Raw genomic sequence first — 5,680 nt, 5'->3', positions numbered from 1 at the left:
GGCTCGGCCCGCACGAGCGGCTCGGCCGGCACGAGCGGCTCGGCCCGCACGAGCGGCTCGGCCCCGAGCGGCGGCCTCATCCGCACGGCGATTCCGGCGCGGCTCGACCGGCTCCCCTGGGCCCGGTTCCACTGGATGGTAGTCATCGGTCTCGGCACGGTGTGGATTCTCGACGGCCTCGAGGTGACGATGGTCGGCGCGGTCGGCTCGCGCCTCACCGAGGACGGCAGCGGGATTTCGCTGTCCTCCGGCGATATCGGGACCGCCGCCGCCATCTACGTTCTCGGCAGCTGCCTCGGAGCGCTTTTCTTCGGTCAGCTCACCGATCGGTTCGGCCGGAAGAAACTGTTCCTGCTCACCCTCGGCGTCTACATCGCGGCGACGACGGCCACGGCGTTCTCCTGGACACCCTGGTTTTTCTTTCTTACCCGCTTCTTCACCGGCGCCGGAATAGGCGGCGAGTACGCGGCCATCAACTCGGCCGTGGACGAGCTCATTCCGGCGCGGGTGCGGGGCCGGGTCGATCTGCTCATCAACGGCTCCTACTGGCTGGGCTCGGCCGCCGGCTCTGGGCTGACCGTGTTCCTGCTCTCCGAGCACTACTTCGCCGCCGACCTCGGCTGGCGGCTCGCCTTCGGCCTCGGCGCGCTGCTCGGGCTGGTCATCCTGGTGGTGCGCCGGCACGTGCCGGAGAGCCCGCGGTGGCTGTTCATCCACGGCCGGGCGGACGACGCCGAGGAGATCGTCGGCGGCGTCGAGGCCGAGGTCGAGGCACAGACCGGCGTGCGCCTGGCGGAGCCGGCGACCCGGATCACCATCCGGCAGCGTTCGGTGATCCCGCTGCGGACGATCGCGTCGACGGCGTTTCGTACCTACCCGCGCCGGGCGGTGCTCGGCCTTGCCCTCTTCATCGGCCAGGCCTTCCTCTACAACGCGTTCACGTTCGACCTGGGCACGATCCTGACGACGTTCTACGGGGTGAGCTCGTCGACGGTGCCGGTGTTCCTGGTCGTCTACGCGCTGGGTAACTGCGCCGGCCCGCTGGTGCTCGGCCGGCTGTTCGACACCCTCGGCCGCAAGCCGATGATCGCGGGAACCTACCTGGCGGCGGCGGTGTTCGGCGTGGTGCTCGCGGTGCTGTTCCAGGCCGGGACGCTGACCGCGTGGACGTTCCTGGCGGTCGTCGCGGTGACGTTCTTCTTCGCCTCGGCGGGGGCGAGCGCCGCCTATCTGACGGTCAGCGAGATCTTTCCGATGGAGACCCGGGCGCTGGCGATCGCGTTCTTCTACGCGGTGGGTACCGGTGTCGGTGGCATCGCCGGACCGCTGCTGTTCGGCCATCTCATCGACACCGGCCGCACCGGGCCGGTGATGGTCGGTTTCCTCATCGGCGCCGCGGTGATGGCGGTCGGCGGGGTCGCCGAGCTGATGTTCGGCGTGGACGCGGCCGGCCGCTCGCTGGAGGACATCGCCGCTCCCCTCACCGCCACCGAGGACCAGCAGCCGTATCCGGACGACCAGGACACCGAGCCACCGCTCGGTCCGTCGCCGTCAGGCTCCACAGCGCCCGCGGCCCAGGCACCTCCCGGCTGCGCGTAACCGGCTCGCGGGCTCGGGAACGGGCGCGAACGCGGCGCGGGGCGACGGCCGGTGTGCGGCCGACGCCCCGTGCGGCCGGGGACTACCGGGAGCGCAGGACGGAGCGGCGCTGGACGGGCACGTGCACCGTGGGCGGCGCCACCGGTGCGAGTCGGGCGAGTTCGGTCAGTTCGTGCACCCACAGGTTGGCGAGCCGGTCGTGGTTCGGCACGCTGTCACTGGCCGCCATCGTGATCCCCACCCGGTCGCCGACGCCGAACAGCGCCACCGACAGGTGCTGGCGACCGACGAGCAGCGGCCCGGTGCCGATGAGTTCGCGCACGCCACGGCCGGCGACGGCCAGTGGCCCGCGGATCGTGCGGGCGTTGGTCGCCACCATCGACAGCTCCCGGGTCCGCCCGCCGAAGCTCGCCGCGTAGGACAGCATCCGCGGGGTGGCCCGCGGCGCGACGAACGGGAACAGTTGGCGCTCGACGACGCCGATGCCCTTGTCCTTCAGCCCGCGGGTGACCGCGGCGATGCGCGCGAGGCGCTGGGCGGCGTCGGGCTCGCCGCAGGGCAGCGGGACCCGCACACCGGAGGTGTAGTTCGACAGCGCGTTCTGGTCGGCGGCGACGCGGATGCTGACGGGCATCAGCGCGTGGATGGGCCGGGTGTCGTCGATCCACTCGAACGACGACCAGGTCCGCACCGCCCCGGCGAGCGCCGCGAAGTAGACGTCGTTGACGGTGGCGTGGTGCCGGCGGGCCGCGTCCTTGATCAGGCTGAGGTCGGTGGTGATCCAGGTGTGCCGCGCCGGTCCGGTCGGCTGACCGCCCCAGGCGTCGAGGACCCGGGTCGGGGACAGCACGGCCAGGCCGCGGCTGACGAACCGCAGGTAGTCCGACGCCGTGGGCCGCCGGATGGTGGCGGGCAGGCCGATGTCCGGCTCGTCGTCACCGCCGAAGAGCAGGTGTAGCGCCCGGTAGAGGGCCGCGCCGTCCTGGGCGACGTGGCTGGTCCGGTAGACCAGCACCGACCCGGACGTCCCGCCGTCGCAGAGAAGGTAGACCTTCCACGGCTGGCGGGTGATGTCGGTCGGCCAGCCCGCGATGCGGTCGACGGCGGCGCGCACGCGCCGGTCACCGACGTCGTCGTTCGGCCCGAGCGCGCCGGCGTCCTCGACGCTGGGCAGGTCCACCGCGGCGACGTGCTCGTCGATGTCCATGTCCGGCTGGGAGACCCAGTGCGGCTCGCTGACCGTGGAGCGGCCGTCGGCGGAGCGGACGGTCACCGTCTCCAGTCGGTCGGTCAGCATCCAGGCTCGGGGCAGGCTCAGCCGCGCGGCGATGTGTGCACGCAGGTCCGCCAGCTCGACGGGGGCGTCCAGGAACAGCACCGCGCCGACGTCCTGGAACTCGCCGGGATTAAGCCGGTGAAAGGCAAGATACGCGCGGTCACCTGCCGTCATGGGGCGGGTGAATGCCCGGGCCGACCCGGTTGAGCTCGAACTCGAGACGATGTCGAGGAGGGTCATCAGGCAAGCTCCAGGCCCGTTGTCGGGCGGTGGGCGCAGGTTGCGCATTCGAGCTGAACAATGCTAGCAGAGTGGCGCGGAAGTGCGCCGTTCATACCTGTACCCATGGACCTGTTTATCCGTGGCCCGTTCCGCCCGGCCAGCCTTGTGTCGTACGTCTCCACGCGGCAGGGAGGCGCAAAGGTGAGCGGTGTGACCGGCGGCGGCGGGGCACCCCGCCAATGCAGGTGAAACAGCGTCCGGACCGCTGGAGTGACCCATTCGCGCCATTAACACGAAAAGGCCACGGTCCTACTGCCGGCGGGGTTGCCTGAATTTCCGCGACCTTCGGCCCGGTCGTGCCAGGGCGGTCCGGACCGCCGGGTCCCGCCGGTCAGCTCTCGTCGCGAAGCTCGCGGACGAAACGTTCGAGGCCCGCGACGAAGTCGGCGGCCTGCGCCGGCGGCCAGCCGCCGAGCCGGGCCGCCAGCAGCTCCGCGAGCCGACCCCGCAGCACCGCGACGACCTTCTCGCCCTCGGCGGTGAGGCTGAGCAGCACGCCGCGGGCGTCCTGCGGGTCCGGTGCGCGCCGCAGCAGGCCGCCGGCCTCCAGCCGGCTGGCGTACCGGCTGGTGCCGGACCGGTCCAGGCCGATCTCGCGGCCCAGGCGCACGGCGGTGGCGGGGCCGATCCGGGCCAGGCCGCTGAGCAACGGGTAGGAGGTGACGTCGAGGCCGCGGCCGACGCCGCCGACGAGTTCGGCGTACAGGCCGAGGCGGGTGCGCCGCTGCAGCAGCTCACCAAGGGCCATTTCCAGGCGCGCTCCCGGTTGCTCGACCACCTTCGCAGGCTATCGTGCGCCTCGCACGGTTGCCGGGTGTCCGACCGCCGTGGCACCGTGCCCGCAGGTCAACGTCCGAGCCGGGCGCACGGGAGGACCACACGGCCGACGAACTGTGACCGAATGCCTGGCGACGCGGGAACAGACGGCCCTGGGGGGGTCGTTAGGCTGCGGTTGTGAGCAGCGAACATTTCGACGTGGTGGTGCTCGGCGCCGGGCCGGGTGGATACGTGGCCGCGATCCGGGCCGCCCAGCTCGGCCTGAGCACGGCCGTGGTGGAGGAGAAGTACTGGGGCGGTGTCTGTCTCAACGTGGGCTGCATCCCGTCGAAGGCGCTGCTGCGCAACGCCGAGCTGGTGCACACCCTCACCCACGAGGCCAAGACCTTCGGGATCACCGTCAGCGGTGAGATCAGCTTCGACTACGGCGAGGCGTACCGCCGCAGCCGCAAGGTCGCGGACGGCCGGGTCAAGGGCGTCCACTTCCTGATGAAGAAGAACAAGATCACCGAGTTCGACGGCCGCGGCACGTTCGTGGACGATCACACGCTGTCCGTCGCCACGTCCGACGGCGGCACCCGCACGGTGAGCTTCGACCACTGCATCATCGCCGCCGGCGCGACCCCCCGCCTGCTGCCCGGCACCGCTCTGTCCGATCGGGTGGTGACCTACGAGCAGCAGATCATGAGCGAGACGCTGCCGCGCAGCATCGTGATCGCCGGCGCCGGCGCGATCGGCGTCGAGTTCGGCTACGTGCTGAACAACTACGGCGTCGACGTCACCATCGTCGAGTTCCTCGACCGGATGGTGCCGCTGGAGGACGCGGACGTCTCCGCCGAGCTGGTCAAGCACTACAAGAAGGCCGGGGTGAAGGTCCTCACCTCGACCCGCGTCGACTCCATCGACGAGTCCGGCGACCTCGTCAAGGTCACCGTCACCGGCAAGGACGGCACGTCCACGGTGCTGGAGACGGAGAAGGTGCTGCAAGCCATCGGCTTCGGCCCGAACGTGAAGGGCTACGGCCTGGAGAACACCGGCGTGGCGCTGACCGAGCGCGGCGCGATCGACGTCGACGGCTACTGCCGCACCAACGTGCCGCACATCTTCGCCATCGGCGACGTCACCGCCAAGCTGATGCTCGCCCACGCCGCCGAGGCGATGGGCATCATCGCCGCCGAGACCATCGGCGATGCCGAGACCTACCCGATCGACTACGTGATGGTCCCCCGCGCGACCTATTGTCAGCCGCAGATCGCCAGCTTCGGCTACACCGAGGCGCAGGCCCGCGAACTCGGCTACGACGTGCAGGTCGCGAAGTTCCCGTTCATGGCGAACGGCAAGGCCCACGGCCTCGGCGAGACCGCCGGTTTCGTGAAGATCCTCTCCGACGGAAAGTACGGCGAGCTGCTTGGCGCCCACATGATCGGCCCGGACGTCACCGAGCAGCTCCCCCAGCTCACTCTGGCCCAGCGCTGGGATCTCACCGTCGCCGAGCTCGCCCGCAACGTCCACGCCCACCCCACCCTCGGCGAAGCCGTCAAGGAAGCCATCCACGGCCTCGCCGGCCACATGATCAACTTCTGACGCTCCCGGCCGCCGGGCGCGTCTCGGTTTCAGGCCGCTTCTGTAGCGCTGCGCGCCCGGTTTGCCCCGCCAGAAGCGGCCCGAAGGTCAGCGCCCGAGGTCGCGGGCGGCGCGCTCGCCGGCGCGCACTCGGGTGACCTCGGCGGCGTCGCGGCCGGCGGC

4 protein-coding genes are annotated in these 5,680 nt (G+C 71.1%); 2 read left to right on the top strand and 2 right to left on the bottom strand.

The features are described from left to right. The coding region (locus MXD58_RS18505; protein ID WP_284678549.1) for an MFS transporter at positions 1-1,599 on the top strand (1,599 nt) is incomplete at its 5' end. 82 nt (positions 1,600-1,681) lie between these two features. Here the strand turns inward: MXD58_RS18505 and MXD58_RS18500 are convergent. Next, entirely contained in the window at positions 1,682-3,115 is a 1,434-nt protein-coding gene (locus tag MXD58_RS18500; RefSeq protein ID WP_250609635.1) for a WS/DGAT domain-containing protein, read from the bottom strand. Positions 3,116-3,488: 373 nt separating this feature from the next. Then, on the bottom strand, positions 3,489-3,935 hold the full coding sequence (locus MXD58_RS18495; protein WP_248836992.1) for a MarR family winged helix-turn-helix transcriptional regulator: 447 nt from the start codon (positions 3,933-3,935) through the stop codon (positions 3,489-3,491). Positions 3,936-4,111: 176 nt separating this feature from the next. Here MXD58_RS18495 and lpdA point away from each other — a divergent pair, with 176 nt between their 5' ends. After that, entirely contained in the window at positions 4,112-5,518 is a 1,407-nt protein-coding gene (lpdA, locus tag MXD58_RS18490) for a dihydrolipoyl dehydrogenase (RefSeq protein WP_248836993.1), read from the top strand. Positions 5,519-5,680 lie beyond the last annotated feature (162 nt).

This window comes from Frankia sp. AgKG'84/4, from assembly GCF_023242965.2.
GTDB lineage: Bacteria > Actinomycetota > Actinomycetes > Frankiales > Frankiaceae > Frankia.
Note: the sequence above shows the minus strand (reverse complement) of the source record. Positions and strands in the feature narration are given on the sequence as shown.